General features: G+C 62.5%; 11 protein-coding genes, 1 tRNA gene and 1 pseudogene. 8 read left to right on the top strand and 5 right to left on the bottom strand.

Annotated elements, in window-relative coordinates; all coding sequences use genetic code 11:
- Window positions 1-6: 6 nt before the first annotated feature.
- Both AC5IJH_RS02935 and AC5IJH_RS02940 read right to left on the bottom strand, forming a co-directional pair.
- Window positions 7-3597 (bottom strand): outer membrane beta-barrel protein, encoded by a 3591-nt coding sequence (locus AC5IJH_RS02935; RefSeq protein ID WP_491901299.1) that lies wholly within the window; start codon window positions 3595-3597, stop codon window positions 7-9.
- Between the two features lie 235 nt (window positions 3598-3832).
- Entirely contained in the window at window positions 3833-4894 is a 1062-nt protein-coding gene (locus tag AC5IJH_RS02940; RefSeq protein ID WP_491901300.1) for a LacI family DNA-binding transcriptional regulator, read from the bottom strand.
- Window positions 4895-5776: 882 nt separating this feature from the next.
- Between AC5IJH_RS02940 and AC5IJH_RS02945 the strand changes: the two are divergent.
- Window positions 5777-6191 (top strand): annotated as a pseudogene (locus AC5IJH_RS02945) (tyrosine-type recombinase/integrase); the annotation flags it as partial.
- 148 nt (window positions 6192-6339) lie between these two features.
- Here AC5IJH_RS02945 and AC5IJH_RS02950 read toward each other — a convergent pair.
- From AC5IJH_RS02950 to AC5IJH_RS02960, 3 genes are all read right to left on the bottom strand, one after another.
- A tRNA-Lys gene (locus AC5IJH_RS02950) sits at window positions 6340-6415 on the bottom strand.
- Between the two features lie 72 nt (window positions 6416-6487).
- Window positions 6488-8215 carry a carboxypeptidase-like regulatory domain-containing protein gene (locus AC5IJH_RS02955; RefSeq protein ID WP_491901301.1) on the bottom strand — a complete coding sequence of 576 codons (1728 nt, stop codon included), beginning with the start codon at window positions 8213-8215 and terminating at the stop codon, window positions 6488-6490.
- A 59-nt stretch (window positions 8216-8274) separates the two neighbouring features.
- Complete coding sequence (locus tag AC5IJH_RS02960) at window positions 8275-9984, bottom strand: GWxTD domain-containing protein (RefSeq protein ID WP_491901302.1); 1710 nt, start codon at window positions 9982-9984, stop codon at window positions 8275-8277.
- Between the two features lie 303 nt (window positions 9985-10287).
- On the opposite strand from AC5IJH_RS02960, the gene AC5IJH_RS02965 reads away from it, so the two are divergent.
- From AC5IJH_RS02965 to AC5IJH_RS02995, 7 genes are all read left to right on the top strand, one after another.
- Complete coding sequence (locus AC5IJH_RS02965) at window positions 10288-11667, top strand: efflux RND transporter periplasmic adaptor subunit (RefSeq protein ID WP_491901303.1); 1380 nt, start codon at window positions 10288-10290, stop codon at window positions 11665-11667.
- Between the two features lie 19 nt (window positions 11668-11686).
- Window positions 11687-12445 carry an ABC transporter ATP-binding protein gene (locus AC5IJH_RS02970; RefSeq protein ID WP_491901304.1) on the top strand — a complete coding sequence of 253 codons (759 nt, stop codon included), beginning with the start codon at window positions 11687-11689 and terminating at the stop codon, window positions 12443-12445.
- A gap of 52 nt (window positions 12446-12497) precedes the next feature.
- Window positions 12498-14339 carry a DUF885 domain-containing protein gene (locus AC5IJH_RS02975; protein ID WP_491901305.1) on the top strand — a complete coding sequence of 614 codons (1842 nt, stop codon included), beginning with the start codon at window positions 12498-12500 and terminating at the stop codon, window positions 14337-14339.
- A 94-nt stretch (window positions 14340-14433) separates the two neighbouring features.
- Window positions 14434-15228: a pyrroline-5-carboxylate reductase gene (proC, locus tag AC5IJH_RS02980; RefSeq protein WP_491901349.1), complete on the top strand. Its 795-nt coding sequence runs from the start codon at window positions 14434-14436 to the stop codon at window positions 15226-15228.
- Between the two features lie 74 nt (window positions 15229-15302).
- Window positions 15303-15797 carry a lysozyme inhibitor LprI family protein gene (locus AC5IJH_RS02985; protein ID WP_491901350.1) on the top strand — a complete coding sequence of 165 codons (495 nt, stop codon included), beginning with the start codon at window positions 15303-15305 and terminating at the stop codon, window positions 15795-15797.
- 123 nt (window positions 15798-15920) lie between these two features.
- Window positions 15921-16958 (top strand): COX15/CtaA family protein, encoded by a 1038-nt coding sequence (locus AC5IJH_RS02990; RefSeq protein WP_491901306.1) that lies wholly within the window; start codon window positions 15921-15923, stop codon window positions 16956-16958.
- A 458-nt stretch (window positions 16959-17416) separates the two neighbouring features.
- Complete coding sequence (locus tag AC5IJH_RS02995) at window positions 17417-19459, top strand: beta-galactosidase (RefSeq protein WP_491901351.1); 2043 nt, start codon at window positions 17417-17419, stop codon at window positions 19457-19459.
- The last annotated feature ends 31 nt before the right edge of the window (window positions 19460-19490 follow it).

Consider the following 19490-nt stretch of genomic DNA (forward strand, 5'->3'; position numbering starts at 1 on the left):
CCCGCTTTAGAAAAGGAACCGAGCGGAAAACTGAAACTGTCTTGGTGTGTTCACATCCGCCGTGATCACTCCAAACTGTGGTGCATAGGTAGCCGGATCGTTTACCACGTTTTGGATGCTTGGGAACGAGGGCGCCGCAAACTGCGGCTTGTTCTCAATGTTGAAAGAGGAAACATCGAGATGGAGGCTCTTCTCCTTCGCAAGCGCAAATGTTTTGCCCAGTGTCAGATCGACATCCTGCGCTCCCATCGTGCGCACGTGATCCAGGTAGGCTGGTGTGTTCCCAGCAACGAAAGGACTCGCAGGCACGGCGAAACATGCCGGGCTGAACCACTGCTCTGCAGTGCGCGGCATGCTCTTGCCCGGATCACAGGTCACGTCTGCACGCTGATTGAGAAAGGATGGGGTCACGCCTGAAGGTGGCGAGTTGATAGGGACGCCTGTACTGAGATAGGCGATACCGTTAATCGTCCATTCGCCAAGGATGACATTGGCGGGACCGGTGAGCGAGAGCGCCCGGCCGCGCCCGACCGGCAGGTCGTAAGAGGCCTGTGCCGTGAACTGATACTTCACATCCTGCGGGCTGACGGACCACTCCAGGTTGAGATTCCTGCCATCCTGTGGCGCCCCCGCGTGCGAGCCTACGAACCCGAGTGGCGGGTTGCCGTCGTTCGTCATCAGCTTGGCCCACGTGAAGGATGCCAGTGCGGTGAAGTGGTCGGTCAACCGCTTCTGTACCTTTGTCTGCAACGAACTGTATTCGGAGTCGCCACCCGGATAGCCATGCACGAGCACGCCGTTCCCTGATCCATAGTTGCCGCTTCCAAACTGCGGGAACGCCTGCAGGGCAACGAACAGCGGGACTGTCGGAGATCCGTAGTTCGCGTTCGTTGGCGGCAGAACAGACTGCCACTGATTCGGCGCAGTGGCGTCCAACAGATCGCCTTGGTAATGACCAATGGTTGCGAGGTCCAGTTCATTCAGGTCGAGCACGCCAAGCGGCAGGAAGAGTCCGCGGCTGCCCACGTAGGCTGCGCTTACCACATAGTGACGCGGCAGCTCGTACTCCAGGCCGAAGTTGTAGTTATAGGTCGTCTGCGTTCGCTGCTTATGCAGGACGGTGTTCAGAGTCGTGCCCAGGTTATTCGCAAGCCCCGACGGAGCAGTGATGAGTGGCACGACGCCTTGAGGGAATGGGTTGCTGAGCGAGTAAGGTCCGGTCGTGCTGGGATCAGGGCTGCCGTCCGGCGCACCCGGGCAGAAACTCGAGCCGTTTAAAACCGTGTTGCCTGCCGCGTCGTAACACGTGGAGTTCCAGTTCGTCGTCGACGAGTAGCCGTCGCTATCCTGGGCCGCACCAGCGACCATCTCCGAGCTGGGACCGTAGTAGATGCCCGCTCCTGCTCGCACCACCAGACGAGGAACAGGCTGCCAGGTCACGCCGAGTCGAGGACCGAAATCCGCCTTGTTGGTCTGGAATGGCGAGCGGTGACTTCCATTCGTGTAGATTTCCGCACCCGTATAGGCGACCCCACTTGCTGTGGTACTCGCGTTGGGCTGGAAGTACTCCAACCGGTTATGCCGCTCCGTGCGTCCGCCGAAGATATCCCAGCGTAGCCCTGCAGTGACAATCACCTTCTCGGTGGGATGCCACGTGTCCTGGACAAATGTTGCATAGTAGTTGCTCGCCTCGGCCACAAATAGGTCTTTGGTGAAGTTGGTGTTCTCAACACCTGGGGCAGCTCCCATTCCAATCAGGAACGAAGCGAAGTCGCTGCCGCCAATACCCGTGCTTGTCTGCTGATCCGTTGCGGATATATCAAACTGATAGTTGCCTGAAGGGGCGGGCGGCTGTCCCGCGTTCAGAAAGCGCTTCATGTACTCGGCGCCGACACTCAGCTCGTGCTTTCCAAGTACCTTTGTGACCGCAGCGCTCACATCATGATTCATGCTCGCGAAGCGAAAGGTGTTGTAGTTGGCCGTGCCGCCGATCCCGCCACCCACATCTGAGAAGGTGACGTACGGCAGCGTCTTGTAGACCTCTTCCTGCGCGAGCGAGGATGGGAAGCCGAGCGTGGTCAGGTCCACGCCAATCTGGCGGGGATCGCCCCCCTGGTTTTCGTAGTGGCGTGTGAATGAGTAGCGAAGCTGAATGGCAGTCGTCGCATTCAGCGTCAGGTCATCGCCTATCAGGAAATTGCGCCCGTTCGTGACATTCTGGGCATAGTTCAAGTCGTAGTCGTTGTTGAATGCATTCACACCTGAGGTGAATAGGCGATCGAAGGAGAAGCGGCCGAAGAGTCGCTGCCGCTCACTGATCGCATCATCGATGCGAACGTCGAAGCGTTGTGCGCTTGTTGGATCGAGCCCCGGGACGTACAGGTTGTTCACTGCGCCGTTCGTTGCCTGGTCGCAGGTGGTCGGATCCGGAACGTTGCATTTGGGGAACTTCGAGAGGAACTGCAACGCGATTGGATTCGGGTTCGGGATGACATTGTTTGCGAACGGTTGGCGCGTTCCGTCTGCATTCTCCGGCACCATCGGGTTGTAGATGGTGAAGCTATCAGCGGAGAAGTCGCCCTGGCGCTCTCGCGAAGTGGGCACAGTGAAGATGTTCGAACCGTCGAACTGCTGCTGCTGCGTCGCTTCGTAATCCGCGAAGAAGAACAGCTTCTTATGCAGGATCGGGCCTCCAATCGAGCCGCCCTCCTGATACCGATGGAACGCTGGTGATTCGTTGCGCGATCCACTGGCAAGCTGACTCTGCTTGTTGAAGTAGTCGTTCGCTGCCAGAATATCGGGTCGGATGTAGGTGAACACATCTCCGTGGAACTCGTTGGTCCCGGACTTGCTCGCCAGACTGATCACACCCGCGCCGCCGCTCTGGTAAGAGGCGGGTGTGTTCTGTGTCTCCACACGGAATTCGTTCACGGCGTCCTCGGGAATCTCGAGTGCCGGAATGATGGCGGCTGCGTTGTTCTCCGCGATACCAACCGGGCTTCCGTCAAGCATGAAGTAGACCGACCCCTGAACGGCGCCGTTGATCGTGTACGACGAGACATCGACACCGGGACGACCACTTGAGATATTTGTGATCGCGAACGAGCTCGAGGAATTCGGTGAACCGTTCGCCGGAGTGACACCTGCGCTCAGCTGCACGAGATCGAACACGTTTCTCGTCAGCAGAGGAACTCGTTCGATCGTGGCCGCAGACAGAAGCTGGCCCACCGTCGAGCTGGTCGTCTCTGCAAGATCGTCGCTCGCCGTGACGTTAACAACGTCCGTGGCGCCTCCGATGTGCAGAGCGATGTTCAACTGCGCCACTTGGTCCACGCTGACTGGGACGTTCTGCTCCTCCACTGTCTGAAAGCCAGAGTGAGTCACCGTTACGGAGTAGGTGCCAGGGTTCAGCGAGATGAACGAGTAGAGACCCGCGGCGTTAGTGACGACCTGCTGAGTTAGGCCGGTGGCGCTGTTGGTCAGGTTCACGCGCGCGCCAGGGACGACCGCGCCGGACGGGTCCGTGATGGTGCCGCTGATGCCTCCGCGGCCAGCCTGAGCGAGCGCCACTGCGCCACTGACTGCGACTATCGCCAACGTTCGTCCAATCCGGAAAGTGCCCAGTCTCAAGCCAACCTCCATGAATGCGTGCAGCTTGTGCCGATCGCGCACCCCGGACTGCGATCGGCCTCAGCGGTCCGGCGCGTCAGGCAAGAGTGCGTTGGCCTCTGTTGAATCGTTTGAACACGAAGAAGCTAGCGCCGGGAGTTTGCCTTGTCAACCGGAAATTAACATCCGATTGCTCGATATAAGCAGGGACGGAACTGGTTCGTCACAAGAGTGGGCGGGTCGATTCCCGCTCGATCAGGACCGGTTGGAGCCACTCGAGAGGGACGGGCCCGCGCGACTTCACTTCCGCACGCAACTCCTCCAGAACGCACTCCGCACCGCGCCGCCCCATCTGCTCCATAGGCTGGCGCAGAGTTGTCAGGGACGGCGTGGAGAGCCACGCGGGCGGCACATCATCGAACCCGACGATCGAGCAGTCCATCGGCACGCGCAGGCCATTCGCATGCAACGCACGGACTGCCCCCAGCGCGGTCAGGTCGTCAAATGCGATCAGTGCGGTGAACTCAGGCCCCCTCGCCAGCAGTTCTGCCGTCTTCGCCAAGCCGCCTTCGAATCCGGATGTAGGGTCGGGCGTACTTGCCAGTTGCCGAATCCATTTGCCAGACAGCTTCACGCCTCGCTCATCTGCTGACCGCTGAATGCCCCGCCATCGAAGCAGGCTGTCCGTGAGCGTGCGAGGCCCACGGATGATTGCAATCTTGCGATGGCCGAGCGCATGGAGATGTTCGAGCGCAAGGCATCCGCCACGTTCGTTATCCACGATGATTGATGGAATGCCTTCGGCCGAAAGGTTTCTGCCGACGACGACCGTCCGCAGCTCGCGCTTTCGTAGCTGGTCAGGCAGCGCCTTCACGTCGAATAGCCAATTCGCCACCACGATCACGCCTTCTACCCGGCGCTCTCTCAGCAGATCCAGATAATCCACGAGCTTTTCGTGATTGTTGTTGGCGTTCATCACCAGCGGGAGGTATTCCGTACGCTGGAGCGATCCCTCGATGCCCCGGAGGATGAGAGAGCAGTACGGGTCAGACAGATCAAACACCACCACACCGATCGTGTGGCTCCGTCGGTTGCGCAACGATCGCGCAAAGGCATCCGGGCGGTAGCCCAGCCGCTCCGCTGTGTCGCGGATCCGCTTCTTTGTCCGCGCCGTGATGCGCGCCGACAATGGTGCGTCGTTCAGCACAATCGAAACAGTGGAGGGCGCAAAACCGCTCTCGCGCGCCACATCGGTGATGTTCACATGCTGTGAGTTCGATTTCACAATGTGGGCCGTTCCTGCTCGCCTCACGCAGTATGCACCCATGGCTTGCACGCGTCCACGGCCGAATCGCAGCATCGCCTGGAGTTGTTGCATGAGCGGTATACCTTTGGATCGCCGATCGTTCGCGTCCTTAGATCCCTGAACTCATGTGACAGGATCCGAGGCGCTAAAAACCTGGCATGTAACCTTGGCTGCCGATTGATGCCGATGCCAGCGCAGCCAAATCCGCAGGTCCAGCGATTCAGCGCCGGTCAAGGCGGAGTTGGGGTTAATGTCTCGCCCTCTGCTGGCATCGAAGTGCGACCCGGTGTCGGACAGGTAAGCACGTTCCGGAAGTCCATTTCTGATGGATGGTCCTCCGGCACCGGCACGCAACTTGGGATGATCACAAAGGGATACAGTCAGTCCCGTGCTGTTTCAGTAAGGGATCGGCCGATCTGGTCTGTACCGCGCTATCGATTGGGAGATCAGCAAGCTTGCTGAAACACCGGAGTGGGTTACTGCAGATCATCTTGTTTGCAACCGATGGAAATAGTTTTGGCCGGGGAAAGCATGAGACGCAGCGCCACACCGGCAGCAATGGTGTGTACGGTTTCGGCCCTCTTCGGCCAGTCGGCTAGACAGGCCGTTCCGGATGGCAAGCAGCTCGCTATCGGCCAGTATTGCTATCGAATGCTCAGCCCAGTACGAGAATCAAGCTTGCGCACCCTCAGGCGAATGCTGTCGAAAGCTGAGAAGTGCACCTCATAAGCAGGTGCCGAAGGTGAAGCTGTCAAGGCTTTTGGCCGAGACTGGCTTATCGGCCGTGCCACAGAACGAGCGCTGTTCGACGGGCTATCAGAACCCGTCAAACACGGGCGAACACGACGGAGTCGAGAACAAATTCGCGACTTCCTCGTCATCGCTCAAGACACGGGGATGCGGCCACGAGAGATCTTCTGTATGCGTATCGAGCATATCGATTGGGCAAATATGCGGATCTGGAACCCGCAGGGTAAGACCGCGAAGGCTCGCAGGTTTGTTCCAATGAGCGAGCGCATGCACGAGGTGCTGAAGGCCCGGTGCGGAGAGGCGAAAGAGGGGGTGGATATTCCCTTCTCCGCGTTCGAAGACCGGCCACCTGAACAGTATTGCTGTTGGGTTTCGTGCACTCCGCAATCGAGTGGGAGTCAGCAGCAAGATCGTGCCATATTCGGCGCGGCATACCTATGGCAGCTTCACCGTCGAGGCGACCGGCAACATCTTCGCGGTCGCAGACTCCATGGGGCATGTCGATATGCAGTCGATGAAGCCGTACCAGCATCATCGGTTGGACCCACTGCGAGACGCAATTAATCGGCGCAACCAGGAAAGCGCGGCACGTCACGTTTTACGTCACGTTGGCGGATCAGACGTTCCCGGCAGAAGAAATGCCGAATCTAAGTATTTGTTTTCAGAGGGGATATTGGTGGACGCGGTAGGAATCGAACCTACAACCTGTCGATTAAGAGTCGAATGCTCTGCCAGTTGAGCTACGCGTCCAGGGGTGAAACAAAGGAGGGAGAGTGCGGCACGATTGCGCCACCGCTCTTCCATGTTTATAGCACGCCGCGATCAGAAGGTGAAGGCGATGCCGCCGGAGACCGAGCGGTCTGCCTGGGCGAAAAACAGCGTACTGCCGTCTGGTGTCACAAACGGGTAGTAGCCCTGCGCGAGCAGATTACGCACATCGAAGACCGCCTGCGTCTTGCCTGGGAGAATGCGCCCGATACGGATCGGTTGACGGATGAGCAGGCTCAAATACGCGTCGCCATCATGCGCTGAGTAAGCGTTCACCGCAGTGATCGTGTTCTCCGGCTGCCAGCGGTAGGAGGTGCGCCAATGCGTGCCCACCTTCTGCAACCGGCCCTGCGCAGCCACGGTCACCGCCGGGGTTCGATGCGAGCGCAGCGCGTGTACTGTCTGACTCACTGTCTGCGTGTTCTCGGAGGGGTTGGGGTCCAAGCAGGTCAGCGCCGGCCCCTCTTCTGCCTCGGCAGAGAGCGCGAGTGAGGAGAGCACAGGGTAGGTCGCGCTGACGGAGAACCCGTATCCACCAAAGGTCCCAGCAGCCGTGCGGAAGACACCCGACACGGGATCGATCAGCAGATCGCCGCCGGTTGCATCGGCATCACTCACATAGCCGCTGCCCTGGATCACCGAATGCGCGATGCGATCGTGGAAGGCGGCCAGCATGAAGCCACCGCCACCCTCTGCCTCGTGGCGCAGCCGCACTTCCTGGTGCAACCCACGTTCGAGCGAAGCCACCCCGCCTTGCTGTGCGACCGCAGGAAGCAACGTGTCCTCATCGGCCAGGGCTGCTCCGTCCTGCGCCTCGCGCGACGTGGCCGCTCGATAGCTCAGGCTTGTGGTTGCACTGTGCAGCGTGATTGATCCGAACGGGCGTCCACTGACGACGGTGCCGCGCTGCGCGCCCATCAGATGCATGGCGATCAGTTCGTTACCGAACTCGATCCGAAGGTTCGGGCTCATCTCGGACGTCTCCGAAGTGCGCAGGGTGGCTGCCTGGTAGCGACCTGCTCCGTAACTGCCGCCAGTCAGGTCGGGCATGTCGCTGTAGGCGGCGACGACCCGCATTACGCGGCCGTCGGCGACCTCGTTCTCGTAACCCAGCATGTAAGCCGACTGCAGACCATCGGTGGCGTTGAGCGAGGTGCGCACCAGCGTATGCACGCCGTGGGTCGTGCTGCCCTCATATTCGAGGCCATGCCGCAGGCCGCCATTGCCAAAACTGCGCAGACCGCCCGTGGTGGCGACCCGGGCACGGCTTTGCGCCGGTCCAGCGGCGTCGGACACGATCATCGGCCCCTCGTCAGAGAAGCGCAGCATCGGCCGGTTGGTTTCGGCGCGCAGTGTCCATTGCCAGTCGTCATCGGGCTCGCTGGCTTTGCGCCGTTCCGCCGGTAGCCACTGCACCACGTCGAAGAGCGTGTTCAGCGTGACATCCGCGATGGTCTTGTGGTGCGCCATCAGGCGCAGATTCTGGCGGAGCGAAGGCAGGTAAGCCTCCTCCGTCGCCTTGAGTTGATACATGCCGGGCAGCAGATCATCGAGACGGAACATGCCGCGGATATCTGTACGCGCGACGGCGACGACAGAGGAGTCGGCGCGCAGCAATTCGACGAGCGCATCCATCTGGGGCGCACCTCGGCGATCGCGGACGACGCCCGTGATCGAGGCGGTCTCACTTTGCGCTAGCGCGGGGGCGACAAGAGCGGCGGAAGCCAGAACCGAACACGCGATTTGGACCAACTGCTGTCTCACTGCTGACGTTGCAACCACCTCATCGGCAATGCTGGAACCGCGCTTTGCTTACTCCGCGGCCCCGGTCGAACGTGCGCTTAGTCTACCGTGAACGGTGCCGACTCCGCTAATTGCTGCTTCGTCACGCTGTCGTTCACCTTAATGGTTACCTTGTACTTCCCGGGGGCCAGGCTGGCCAGGGGAACTGCATATTCGACAGTCACCTGGTCGCCGTTCGGGGACAGCTTCCGGCTGTCCTCCTCTGTGTTCAGGACCGTCTTGTTGGTCGCCGTGTCCACGATCTCGTATTCGAGCTTGGCGTCGTTCTGCTTGCTCTTGTCGTCGATGCCCAGGTTGTAGACCTGCATCCAGAAGTTCAGCTTCTGGTTGCGATGGAAGCTGGCCGGGGTCGTTGCGTTATCCATCACCCGGGGGCGGACAAATGTATTGCCCAGGATGAAGCTGCCGGTACCGATCTGCTTGGACGGCACGCGCTCCATTTTGTCAGCCAGGATCAGCGAAGAGGCCGCGAGCTTTTCATCGTCGTACTTCGGAACCTGGAGACCCTGCGCCCAGACCCCGACATGGTCCGGATTGTTGACGTCCTTGATCGCGATATCGACGCGGTAGTGGCCGGGGCGAAGGGGCAGCGCCTTCCAGTACACCTGGGAGGTCTCAAGCGTGCGCGGCAGCAACTCGCTCGGCTGCTCCACGACCACGGTGTCCTCAAAGGTCTGCGCAATCCGGCCGGTGATCGTGGTTACCCGCCCCAGGATGTTCACCACACCCTTGGAGACGCCGTCCTTGGTGCTGAAGGTGATCTCCTTGTTGCGAATCTGAAGCGTGATCGGGACCAGCACCGTATCGTCGGTCACCTTCACGAAGTCAGTCCGCACGTCGAAGGGAAACACGGGGCCGTTGAGCACCTTGTGCTCGGTCATGAATGCTTCGAGGTCCTTGAACTTGATCTGCGGCGCGGCCTGCAGCTTGGCGTACTGCTCCAGCCGGTCGAACTGCTTGGTCGCCCGCGACTGGGTTCCGGGGCCACCGCCGAGGTTTTCAAGTCCGCCGGTAAACCGATCAGCCTTCTTGGACTGACCCATCTGCTCGTACATGGTAAGACCCGCGCCGGGAACGTGCAGCAGTGCATCCTTCTCCGAGCGATCCAGCGTCATGTGATAGTCGCCGCACTGGCAGCTGTCCACAAATTCGATATCAATGTTGTCGCCGATGCCTTCGATGTACCGGTAATGCCACACCTCGAAGGGGAAGGTCGACGTCTCGCCGCCACCCTCTTCCATGGGGCGCTCGTAGGTTCCGCCGCTGGGGTGAGAGTCGATACTGTCCGGCTTGCCGTACGCAATGTAAATGTGGCCGCGATCCGTCTTCCACCCCGGCTTGCCCGCGGCGTAGTGCTCGTCCGCGTAGGCGATGCGGCGGTAGTGCTCTTCGCGGAACTCGTTCTCAGGCGACTCGGGATTCGGATTCCGCCGCAGCCAGAAGTTCTCGATGAAGGACTCGCGCTCCTCATCGTTGCCCAGGCTCTTGAACGCCTTTTCCTCCTGGTCGGTGATGATCCAGCGCACATCTTCGTCAAGCCACTTTTTATAGGAGCCCTTCAGCTCGGTCTTCAGATCTTTCTGCTGATCCCGGCGCTGCTTGTCGCTGAGCGGGCGGTTCAGCGGGTCCTGCGCCGAGTCGCCGGCCGGTGCGGGCGCGGACTCCTGGGCGTGCATCAGGACAGGCAGAGAAAGAGAGGCGGCGAGCAGGACAACCGAACAAAGACTGCGGTGGCGAACCGGATACATATGGTTCCTGGATACTCCTTGAGGGTGGCTCTAGTCTATGGTTCGCCAAGCGGGGAGCACAACCGCATCGGGCTACAAATATTGAACATCCGTTCACACTGCCGGGCATCCCTATTCCCTCGGAAATCGCTCCCGGGCTTGGTATTCTGACCCGGCAGGCCCGTCGACAGACAATCCGGGGGCAGTCGGCGCTGCCGGCACCCTTCCCACCGGATCTTTCCGTAGTAAAGGAACTATTCGACTCACCTGTCCGTATTCCAAGTCAAACGCCTCCGTCTGAACGACGAGATCGGGTCGCTCCTGATGAATCGCAAGCGCATTGTGTGGTCTGTGGTCATTGTTGCCGTGGTTGTGCTGATCGTGGTGGGAGTCGTTGCCGCCCGGTCCAGTTCGGCCTACGCCAAGGTCGTGCCGGGCAAGGTTGTGCGGGAAGACATCCTGTCGCAGGTCAGCGGCACCGGCCAGATCAAGCCGAAGGTCTACGCCAACGTGGGTTCTGAGACAATCGGCCGCATTACGCACCTCTATGTCAAAGAGGGCGACCATGTGAAGCGGGGCCAGGTGCTGGCCACCATGGAGAATGTGCAGCCCTCGGCCGACGTGGCCAGCCAACAGGCGACCATCCAGTCGTCGAAGACCGATCTGGAGTCGGCGCATGCGGCCGAGAAGACCGCCGAGGCCAACCTGGCCAGCGCGAAGGCCACCCTGGAGCAGAAGGAGCTCGACTGGAAGCGCGGGCAGTCGCTCTTTGAGGCGCAGCTCATCCCCAAGTCCGATTACGACAACCGCAAGGCCGCTTACGACGTCGCCGTCGCCGCTGTCGCCCAGAACCAGGCAGCCATCAACCAGTCGCGCGCGCAGACCGCGTCCGCTGGAGGCAAGATCGACCAGGCGACCGCGACACTGCGCCGCTTCAAAGATGTGCTGAACCGCACCGTTGCGCTGGCGCCGTTTGATGGCATCGTCACCAACCTGCCGGTGCGCGAAGGGGAGACGGTGGTCGTCGGCATTCAGAACGCCGAAGGCAGCACCCTGATGACGATCGCCGACATGTCGATCGTGACCGCCGAGGTCAAGGTCGACGAGACCGACATCGTCAACGTGCAGGACGGGCAATCGGCGGACATCACGGTCGATGCCCTGCCCGGCCGTACCTTCAAGGGCCACGTCAGCATCGTGGGCGATCAGGCGATCCTGCGCTCCACCGGCATCGCGACCAGCCAGAGCACGACCGGCACGGAAGAGGCGAAGGACTTCAAGGTCGTCATTACCCTCGACAACCCCTCCGCCGAGCTCCGGCCTGGCCTCTCCGCAACGGCGAAGATCCTGACGGCGCAGAAGAAGGACGCGCTCGCCATTCCGATCCAGGCGCTGACCACCCGTCGGCCGAGCGAGACGGTCGACAGCGGGAAAGGATCCGTGGTCGATGCCGCCTCGGCGAGCAAGGAGCCCGAGGTTCAGGGCGTGTTCGTTCTGCGCCACGACAAGCGCAAATTAACCGCTTCGTTTGTGCCAGTCACGACAGGCATTACGGGGACCACTGACATCGAAGTGACCGGGGGGCTGAAGGCGGGCGACGAGATCGTCACCGGACCCTACAAGACGCTGCGTGAGTTGAAGAGCGGCGCACAGGTGAAGCCGCTGGATGCAAACGCCAGCGCGACTCCCACGTCCACTACATAGCAGACAGCGAAGGAGCCCCATGGCGGCCGAGACGATGACAGCAGTGGACCCGACGAACCCGGCAGCAACACCGCGCGGCGACGTGATCGTGGTCGAGGACCTGTGGAAGACCTACGACATGGGCTCCGAGCAGCAGGTGCACGCACTCAGGGGTGTGAGCCTGCGTATTCAGCACAACGAGTACGTCGCTATCATGGGCCCCTCGGGATCAGGCAAGTCGACACTCATGAACCTGATCGGCTGCCTGGATTCGCCCAGCCGCGGCGCCTACACATTGAACGGCCACCGCGTCAGTGAGTTGAATGACGACGAGCTGGCCCGCATCCGCAATCGCGAGATCGGCTTTGTCTTCCAGACCTTCAACCTGCTGGCGCGTGCCAGCGCGCTGCACAACGTCGAGCTGCCGCTGATCTATAACGGCACCCCGGCCGATGAGCGCATTGAGCGGGCCAAGGGCGCACTGCGCGCCGTCAATCTTGAAGAGCGCATGAACCACAAGCCCAACGAGCTCTCCGGCGGTCAGCGGCAGCGCGTCGCGATTGCCCGCGCGCTGATCAACCGGCCCTCCATCATCCTGGCCGACGAGCCCACCGGTAATCTCGACTCGAAGACCGGCGAAGAGATCATGGCCTTGTTCGACGAGTTGCACAAAGGCGGCAACACGATCGTGCTGGTCACACACGAGCCCGACATTGCCGAGTTCGCGCATCGCATCGTGCACATCCGCGACGGCGAGATCGCGAGCGATGTGCAATCCTCGCGCGTACGCCACGTCTGACGCAGGCGCGCTGGTCACCCCGGCGCGAAGCCGTTATTGTGGGGGCAGCCTCATGACACTGTCCCTTCTTCGCCTATCCTCCACCGCGCTGGCTGCCTGCCTCGTGGTTCCGTATGCTTCGCGCGCCCAGTCCCCGGCCCCGGCCGCAGCGCAGACCGCTCCTGCCGCACAGACCGGCACTGCAAGTTCGCCGGCAGCACGTGAGAAGGCGCTGAACGCCATCTTCGCCGCGTACTGGGAGCAGCGGCTCAAAGACGAGCCGGAGATGGCTTCCCTGCTCGGCGACAAGCGCTACGACGACCAGCTCTCGGACTATTCGGTCGCTGCCTACAATGCGCAGCTCGAGCGCGGCCGCCAGTTCCTGGAACAGCTCGGCGCCGTTCCGGACGGTCAACTGCCCGAGCAGGTCGAGCTCAGCAAGGACCTGCTGGTGCGCACACTGATCGAGCAGCAGGAGGGCGCGCGGTTCAAGCCGTGGGAGATGCCGGTGAACCAGTTCAGCGGTCTGCACCTGATGCTGCCGCAACTGGTGCCGCAACTGCTGTTCGATTCGGCCGAAGACTACGATCACTACATCGCGCGCCTGCGCAAGATGCCGGCCGCCTTCCAGCAGATCACCGACAACATGATGACGGGCATGGACGACAACCGCACGCCGCCCAGGTATCTGCTGGAGAAGGTGCTGGTGCAGGTGCAGGCCCTTGCTGCCAACAAGCCCGAGACTTCGCCCTTCGCGCTACCGCTCACCAAGTTCCCAAAGTCGATTCCCGCGGCGCAGCAGGATCAGATCCGTCAGCAGGTGCTCGACGTGGTCGCGAAGCAGGTGCTGCCGGCGTATGCGCGGTTCGCACGCTTCCTCGCCGCGCAATATGTGCCGCACGGGCGCACAGATCCCGGCATCTGGTCGCTGCCGGACGGCCCTGCCTACTACAAGTACGTCGTCCGCCGCAGCACGACCACCGACCTGACACCGGAGCAGATCCACGCCATCGGCGAGCAGCAGCTCGTCGCCGACGAGACGGAGATGACGGCCATCGCGAAGCGGCTCGGCTTCGCCGACCTGAAGGCGATGCGCGCGTCTATTCCGGGCAATCCTAAGCTGCATGCGACATCGGCCGATGCGCTGATCGCGGTGTACCGTGGCTATCTCGACGGCATGCAGCCCAAGCTGCCGACGCTGTTCGGGCGTCTGCCGAAGGCGCCGCTCGATATCCAGGCCGTGCCGGCATTCATGGAGAAGGACCAGGCCCCGGCGTACTACGAGTCGGGCACGCCCGATGGACGGCGGCCGGGCACCTTCTTCGTCAACACCTACGATGTGACACACCGCGCGCTGACGACGGCAGAGACAGTTGCCTATCACGAGGGGCTTCCCGGACATCACCTGCAGATCTCCATCGCGCAGGAGCTGGCCGGGATTCCGGAGTTCCGGAAGCACAACTACTACACGGCGTACACCGAGGGCTGGGGGCTCTATGCCGAGCACCTGGGCAAGGACGCGGGGTTCTTCACCGATCCGTACAGCGACTATGGGCGGCTGGAAGCCGATGCGTGGCGGTGCATTCGATTGGTGGTGGACACGGGTGTGCATCAGCAGCACTGGACGCGGCAGCAGATGGTGGACTACTTCCACGAGCACTCGGCGATCGACGAGCCGAGCGTGCAGGCGGAGGTGGATCGCTACATTGCATGGCCCGCGCAGGCGCTGGGCTACAAGGTGGGGCAGATGAAGTTCCTGGTGTTGCGGGCGCGGGCGCAGAAGGCACTCGGACCGCGGTTCGACATTCGCCAGTTCCACGACTTGGTGCTCGATTCCGGCGCGCTGCCGCTGGATGTTCTGGACGCGCGCGTGAACGCGTGGATTGCGTCGCAACAGCAAGGCAAGGCACAGTAGCAGGATGACGACGCACGCGACGCAGAAGGCAGCCGAGCCGATCACGACCACCAGCAGCAGCCATGGCGCGAGCCCCGCAGGCAAGCGCATCGCGATGCTGGGCGCAGGCAAGATGGGCTCGATCCTGATCGAAGGGCTGTTGCGCAGCGGTCGCATCGAGGCGTCGCAGATCACGGCGACGGTTCAGCATGAGAACCGCGCGTCGGCGCTGGCCGAGCGGCTGAAGATCCATGCGACGACCGACAACGTTGCTGCGGTGCGTGATGCGGACCTGGTCTTCATCGGCGTGAAGCCGTTCACGGTGATCGATGTTGTGAAGCAGATCCGGCCGGTGCTGACGGCGGAAAAGCTGGTGATCTCGTTCGCGGCTTCGGTGAAGACACGCGCGATCGAAGATGCGACCGAGCTGCTCGGCATGCCGGTGGTGCGGGCGATGCCGAACACACCAGCCACCCTGGGCGCGGGCATGACGGCACTCGCCGGCGGCCGCTTCGCGACGGCACACCACCTGGCGCTCGCGGCGTCCCTGTTCGAGAGCGTCGGGCGCACGGTGCAGGTGGATGAGAAGCACCTGGACGCGGTTACCGGACTGTCCGGCTCGGGGCCGGCATTCATCTACATCATCCTCGAGGCGCTGGCCGAGGCGGGCGTCAAGGTGGGACTGCCGCGCGACACGGCGACGTTGCTGGCCGCGCAGACGACGTACGGCGCGGCGCGGATGGTGCTTGAGACGGGAGAGCATCCGGCGCTGCTGAAGGACGCGGTGACGACGCCCGCCGGCTGCACGGCGGATGGACTACTGGAGCTCGAAGAAGGCGGCCTTCGCGTAACGCTGATCAAAGCGGTGATGCGGGCGACGGAGCGGGCGCGGCAATTGGCGGGCGGCTGATCGCGTATCTGGTCGCACCGTTCGCTTCGCGACGGATGCTGCTACACTTCAGAGCCATGAAGCTGGGAGTTTGCATGCTCCTTTGCGTTCTGACGGCACTCAGTCAGCCGGGAAATCAGAACGGCTCAGCGGCGTCCCCTGCTTCTACGAGGCAGGCGACGATCCGGCTACGCGGTACTGAAGCTCTGAGACGGGAACAAGCTCGCAGCAAAACAGATCTTTGCGCCGCGGTGCAGGCTGGTGGAAGTGCCGCGATAGGCCGCTGTCTGATTGCGGAATTCAAGACGACAGAGCGGGAATATCTCACCTACGTCCGCTGTATCGGCGCACTGCTGCGGCCCCTAGTGTCGAGGCATTCTGGAACAAGTCCGTCCGATGGTCCGCAACGCCTCCCTTTCGATGCAGCCGAAGATACTTGGCGCACGTACCGCGACCAGAGCTGTACCTCCATGGCGACCCAGTGGGAAGGCGGCAATCAAGCTCCGATCGCGTACGCAAACTGCCGCCTCACCCTGACTTGGAATCACTTGAATGAGCTGGCCGACCTCTACGCAGACCTCTGGCACTAGCCAGATGCTGGAGCCTCACGGAAACGGCTGGCCAGTAATCCCTCCTTTTCGCGCGGCGGTAGGCTGCTTTCCCGGTCGAGGCGTGCGCGTGCGACGCGACTTAGAATTGGGGGAGAGGGATCGATGGCGACGGCGGGCTCAGTAGCGGCGACGACTCCGGGCAGTGCGGTGCGGGCGCCGTGGCTGCCGCGGTTTGCGTGGGCGGTGGTGGTCTACAACGTGCTCGTGATCCTGTGGGGCGCGGTGGTGCGCGGCACGGGGTCGGGCGCGGGCTGTGGCGATCACTGGCCGCTGTGCAACGGGCAGGTGGTGCCGCTGAACCCGAAGATCGCGACGGTGATCGAGTTCACGCACCGCATGATGAGCGGCGGCACGCTGCTGCTGATCGTGGCGCTCACGTTGCTGGTCTTTCGGAGCACCGTGCAGCGGCACCTGGCGCGCGTCTTCGCGATAGCCGGACTGCTGCTAACGCTGAACGAGGCGCTGCTCGGCGCGCTGCTGGTGAAGCTGGGGCTTACCGCGCAGAGCACGTCACCGCTGCGGCCGCCGATGTTGGCGCTGCACCTGTCGAACACGCTGCTGCTGATGGCGGCACTGGCGCTGACGGCGCACTTCCTGGGCCGGCGCGCGGCGTATCAGCGTGGTGAAGTTACGTTCAAGCATCGCGTGCCGGCGGTGATCGGCCTGTTGTCGGCGATGGTGATCGGGGTGACGGGATCGCTGGCCGCACTGGGCGACACGCTGTTTCCGGCTGCATCGCTGCGGGCGGCGTTTGCGCAGGACTTCTCGGCCACGTCACAGTGGCTGATCCGTTTACGCGTCCTGCATCCGCTGAGCGCCGTGATCGCGGGCGGGTTCCTGCTGTGGCTGCTATGGCGGTCGGTCTTCTCGCAATCCGAGTCCGTGCAATCCGGCTCAGCGCCGTCAGGGTCAGCGCAATCAAGGGCAGCGGGCGGCGTGAACGAAAGCCAGCGGCGGCTGGGTTTGTGGCTGGCGGGGCTGCTGGTGTTCCAGTTCGCGCTGGGCGTGCTCGATGTGCTGCTGCGCGCACCGGTGTGGATGCAAGTGATGCACCTTGCGGGCGCGGATGCGTTCTGGTGTGTGCTGGTGGTGGTGACGGCGCGAGTGACGCTGGTGGAAGCACCTGTTCGCTCGCGCTAAGTTCGGGTTCGCTCGGGGAGTGTGGCGAGCAGTCGATGCGATTTACCAGTGCTGCTGTGGATGATCAGTTTCGGGTTGTGGCAGCATCTGCTTGCTCACCTGACAGGTGTGGTCTACCGGGGTGCATCCGACAGCACGGTAGCGGATTGACTCGCCATCCTGGCCGTATGCCCTTCGCCGGCAGCGAATCGGAAGACACCGTCAGGATGCGTGCAAACCCAAAGCATCTGCCTTATTTGCGTTTCCATCCGTCCACTTGAAGGTTTCACGCTGCGTGACCAGTACGTAGCGGGGCGAGGGTGCGGCTTTGACAGCAGAGGGGCGGGGGGCTGTATAAGCGTAAGCGGTTACATCGTAGTGAAGAAGGGGGGTTCACCACTATGGCTTTTGGCTTCGTGATGTCCGGTTCGCGTGTGGGTTTGCGGCTGCAGGGAGGCGTGCTGGCGCTGGCTGCGTGCATGCTGGCGACGCCGCTGAACAGCGCTGCGCAGGCGACGCAGTACAAGGACGCGCCGCCGGTGCTGCTGGGTGCGGCGTGGTATCCGGAGCAATGGGACGAGGCGACGTGGGAGCGCGACCTGCAGAGCATGGAGGCGGCGCACATCCACCTGGCGCGGGTGGGTGAGTTTGCCTGGAGCGCGATGGAGCCGAGCGAGGGCCACTACGACTGGACGTGGCTGGACCACGCGATCGCGATGGCCGCGCAACATCACGTGGTCATCGTGCTGGGCACGCCGACTGCTGCGCCGCCAGCGTGGCTGACGACGAAGTATCCGGAGACGTTGCGCGTGGATGAAAACGGACGGCGCGACGAGCACGGCAATCGGCAGCAGTTCTCGTTTGCGAACACGAAGTATCGCCAGCTGGCGCACGGCATTGCCGAGGCGATGGCGGTGCGCTATGGGCACAACCCGAACGTGGTGGGCTGGCAGCTGGACAACGAGTATGCGAACGACTCGTTCGGTCCGGAGGCGCGCGCGCAGTGGCATGCGTGGCTGAAGCAGAAGTACGGCACGATCGACCGGCTGAACACGCTGTGGACGACGCAGTACTGGAGTCAGACGTACGACAACTTCGACGAGATACCGGCGCGGCACGATGAGGAGAATCCGGCGCTGCTGCTGGATTGGCGGCACTTCGTGAGCGAGACGTGGAAGAGCTATTCGGAGAACCAGATCAGCGCGATCCGGCCGCATGCGGATCCGCGGCAGTTCATCACGACGAACACGATGGGCTGGTTCGATGGCTTCGACAGCTACGTGGTGCACAGCGTGCTCGATATAGCGGCGTGGGATGACTATGTCGGCGGTCCGGCGTACGACTGGGCGAACAACGGTGCAGCGCACGACCTGACGCGCGGCTACAAGCAGAAGAACTTCTGGGTGATGGAGACCGAGCCTGCGTTTGTGAACTGGCGCAAGACGAACAATCCCCTGCCCAAGGGCCAGGTACGCGAGATGGCGTGGCAGGCCGTGGGGCACGGCGCAGATGCGGTCGAGTACTGGCAATGGCGCAGCGCGCTGAATGGGCAGGAGCAGTATCACGGCACGCTCGTGGGGCCGGACGGCAAGCCGGTGCCGGTGTATGCAGAGGTCCAGCAGGTGGGCGCGGAGTTCGAGAAGGCAGGCAAGGCGTTGGCCGGCACGACGCCGGTGTCGCACGTGGCCGTGCTGCACGACTTCAACAGCCGCTGGGCGATCGACTTTCAGCGGCACGCGGCGAAGTTCGAGCCGGTGGAGGAGCTTGTCGATTTCTATCGGCCGCTGCGGCAACAGACGGATGGGGTGGATGTGATCTCGCCGACGGCCGACCTGAACCGCTATGCACTGGTTGTGGCGCCGGCGCTGAACGTGCTGCCACAGGCGACGGCCGATCACCTGATGGCTTATGTGCAGCAAGGCGGTCACCTGGTGCTGGGTCCGCGCAGTGCGATGAAGAACGAGTTCGACGCGCTGTGGCCGAACCGGCAGCCGGGACCGCTGCAGATCCTGCTGGGCGGCAAGGTGGAGGAGTTCTACGCGCTGGATGCACCGGTGACGGTGACGAGTCAGGGTCTGGGCGACGGTACGGGGAACGTGTGGGCCGAACTGCTGGAGCCACTGACGGGGAGCAACCAGGCCGAGGTGGCGGCGCGCTACCAGCCGAGCTCCGGCAGCGCGGGCTGGCTGGATGGGCAACCGGCGATCCTGACCAAGCAGGTCGGCAAGGGGTCGGTCACGTATGTGGGCTTCTGGCCGGATGCGAGGATGCTGGCGTCGTTGTCACAGCATTGGCTGCAGAACGCGAACGTCACGCCGCTGGTGGCGCATGTGCCGGAGGGTGTCGAGGTGTGCGAGCGCGCGGGCGAGGGAAAGCGTGTGGTGATCGTGATGAACCACACGGAGCAGACGCAGCAGGTGACGCTGCCTGCGGGGATGCGGGATTTGCTGGGGAGTGGCGAGACGAGCCGGCTGGATCTGGCGCCGCATGGGGTGGCGGTACTGGAGGCGGCTGGGCGCTAGCGGCTGCGCGAAGAGGTTCGTTCAGTGCGTA

Source organism: Candidatus Dedyshia acidiphila (assembly GCF_051025295.1).
Taxonomy (GTDB): Bacteria; Acidobacteriota; Terriglobia; order Terriglobales; family Acidobacteriaceae; genus KBS-83.